16 tRNA genes and 1 rRNA gene are annotated in these 2093 nt (G+C 48.7%); all 17 read right to left on the minus strand.

The features are described 5' to 3' along the window. Positions 1 to 186 precede the first annotated feature (186 nt). A tRNA-Leu gene (locus ACFO0S_RS06265) sits at positions 187 to 270 on the minus strand. Positions 271 to 276: 6 nt separating this feature from the next. Next, positions 277 to 350 (minus strand) — tRNA-Cys (locus ACFO0S_RS06270). Positions 351 to 361: 11 nt separating this feature from the next. Beyond that, positions 362 to 436 (minus strand) — tRNA-Gly (locus tag ACFO0S_RS06275). A gap of 5 nt (positions 437 to 441) precedes the next feature. Next, positions 442 to 516: transfer RNA gene (locus tag ACFO0S_RS06280), tRNA-Gln, on the minus strand. Positions 517 to 522: 6 nt separating this feature from the next. Continuing rightward, positions 523 to 595, minus strand: a tRNA-His gene (locus ACFO0S_RS06285). 47 nt (positions 596 to 642) lie between these two features. After that, positions 643 to 718 (minus strand) — tRNA-His (locus ACFO0S_RS06290). 28 nt (positions 719 to 746) lie between these two features. Then, positions 747 to 820: transfer RNA gene (locus tag ACFO0S_RS06295), tRNA-Trp, on the minus strand. An 11-nt stretch (positions 821 to 831) separates the two neighbouring features. Further along, positions 832 to 915 (minus strand) — tRNA-Tyr (locus tag ACFO0S_RS06300). A gap of 9 nt (positions 916 to 924) precedes the next feature. Beyond that, positions 925 to 1000: transfer RNA gene (locus tag ACFO0S_RS06305), tRNA-Thr, on the minus strand. Between the two features lie 67 nt (positions 1001 to 1067). Beyond that, positions 1068 to 1143: transfer RNA gene (locus tag ACFO0S_RS06310), tRNA-Phe, on the minus strand. Positions 1144 to 1184: 41 nt separating this feature from the next. Continuing rightward, positions 1185 to 1260, minus strand: a tRNA-Asp gene (locus tag ACFO0S_RS06315). A 1-nt stretch (position 1261) separates the two neighbouring features. Next, a tRNA-Met gene (locus ACFO0S_RS06320) sits at positions 1262 to 1338 on the minus strand. A 74-nt stretch (positions 1339 to 1412) separates the two neighbouring features. Beyond that, positions 1413 to 1488 (minus strand) — tRNA-Val (locus ACFO0S_RS06325). Between the two features lie 7 nt (positions 1489 to 1495). Next, a tRNA-Glu gene (locus ACFO0S_RS06330) sits at positions 1496 to 1570 on the minus strand. A gap of 21 nt (positions 1571 to 1591) precedes the next feature. Beyond that, positions 1592 to 1682, minus strand: a tRNA-Ser gene (locus ACFO0S_RS06335). Positions 1683 to 1687: 5 nt separating this feature from the next. Beyond that, positions 1688 to 1762, minus strand: a tRNA-Asn gene (locus ACFO0S_RS06340). Between the two features lie 11 nt (positions 1763 to 1773). Beyond that, positions 1774 to 1889, minus strand: a 5S ribosomal RNA gene (gene rrf / locus ACFO0S_RS06345). Positions 1890 to 2093 lie beyond the last annotated feature (204 nt).

Genomic DNA, 2093 nt, shown 5'->3' on the forward strand with positions numbered 1-2093 from the left:
CCCATTCGTGTTACCACGATCATACCGGGAAGTGCATTTGAAAAATATGCGTTATTTGAATTCGGGCTTACTATCTATCTAAATTATCAAGCTACTAGTCTATCCTATTTTAATTATTTCGTGTTGCGAAACGACTTATAAAAAAAATAACTCTACCTGGCAGAGGTAGAGTCGTACTACATAATATACCGGCGGTCGGGGTCGAACCGACACTCCCGTGAAGGAACTGGATTTTGAGTCCAGCGCGTCTGCCAATTCCGCCACACCGGCGTTGTTTGGAGGCGGCAACCGGATTTGAACCGGTGATAAAGGTGTTGCAGACCTGTGCCTTACCACTTGGCTATGCCGCCAAAAATGAATTTGGAGCGGAAGACGAGGTTCGAACTCGCGACCCCCACCTTGGCAAGGTGGTGTTCTACCACTGAACTACTTCCGCAAAAATGGCTGGGGTACTAGGATTCGAACCTAGGCATGACGGAATCAAAATCCGTTGCCTTACCGCTTGGCTATACCCCAAAAGAGGGCGACCGAGGGGAATTGAACCCCCGAATGCCGGAATCACAATCCGGTGCGTTAACCACTTCGCCACGACCGCCACAATACTAATATATGCAACTAAAACACAAAAAAATCATTTTGAAATGGGGCGACCGAGGGGAATTGAACCCCCGAATGCCGGAATCACAATCCGGTGCGTTAACCACTTCGCCACGACCGCCACGAGTTACAAATGATCATATTATAATTGGCAGGGGCAGTAGGAATCGAACCCACACTGACGGTTTTGGAGACCGTAGTTCTACCTTTAAACTATGCCCCTAAATAAAAAAATGGTGGAGGGGGACGGATTCGAACCGCCGAACCCGAAGGAGCGGATTTACAGTCCGCCGCGTTTAGCCACTTCGCTACCCCTCCACAAACCTATGGTGCCGGCGAAAGGACTTGAACCCTCAACCTACTGATTACAAGTCAGTTGCTCTACCAGTTGAGCTACACCGGCACGGTGTGAAATCTAGTTTCTTAGCCAGAATGTTTGCTTGAGTACAGGCTAATACACATTATTAAAATGGTGGCTCAGGACGGAATCGAACCGCCGACACAAGGATTTTCAGTCCTTTGCTCTACCAACTGAGCTACTGAGCCGAACAGATTTTATGTACTAAATAAAATCTTAAGAATAAAAATGGCGGTCCCGACGGGAATCGAACCCGCGATCTCCTGCGTGACAGGCAGGCATGTTAACCGCTACACCACGGGACCTTGGTTGCGGGGGCAGGATTTGAACCTGCGACCTTCGGGTTATGAGCCCGACGAGCTACCGAGCTGCTCCACCCCGCGACAATATTATGAAGTTAAATCTAGCTTCACATCCTAGAAACTCAGAATCAGGATGTTACACTTTATCACTTAAATGGTGGAGGATGACGGGATCGAACCGCCGACCCCCTGCTTGTAAGGCAGGTGCTCTCCCAGCTGAGCTAATCCTCCGTATAAATGGTGACCCCTACGGGATTCGAACCCGTGTTACCGCCGTGAAAGGGCGGTGTCTTAACCGCTTGACCAAGGGGCCATTGTTAATTGAAAAGCTTTATGGCGGAGAGCAAGGGATTTGAACCCTTGATACGCGGTTAGCGTATACACGATTTCCAATCGTGCTCCTTCGGCCACTCGGACAGCTCTCCATAAATGGCTCCGAAGGTAGGACTCGAACCTACGACCAACCGGTTAACAGCCGGTTGCTCTACCACTGAGCTACTTCGGAATGATGGCATTGCCTAGCGACGTCCTACTCTCACAGGGGGAGACCCCCAACTACCATCGGCGCTGAAGAGCTTAACTTCCGTGTTCGGTATGGGAACGGGTGTGACCTCTTCGCTATCGTCACTAGACTTATGTATTCATTTGAAAGACAAGTTTTATTATACCAATTCTGAGCCATTTGGCAAGTGAATTTGAAAATTTATTTGTTCTCTCAAAACTGGATAGAACTTCATTGATTGTGTTTGTCGATGTAGACTGATTCCGATGGAATCGAGTTGCGTGACCTAGAAATACACTCCAAGATCTGTCGCACCCATAGAGGCAAAGGACGC

This window comes from Chryseomicrobium palamuruense (genome assembly GCF_042649045.1).
GTDB lineage: Bacteria > Bacillota > Bacilli > Bacillales_A > Planococcaceae > Chryseomicrobium > Chryseomicrobium palamuruense.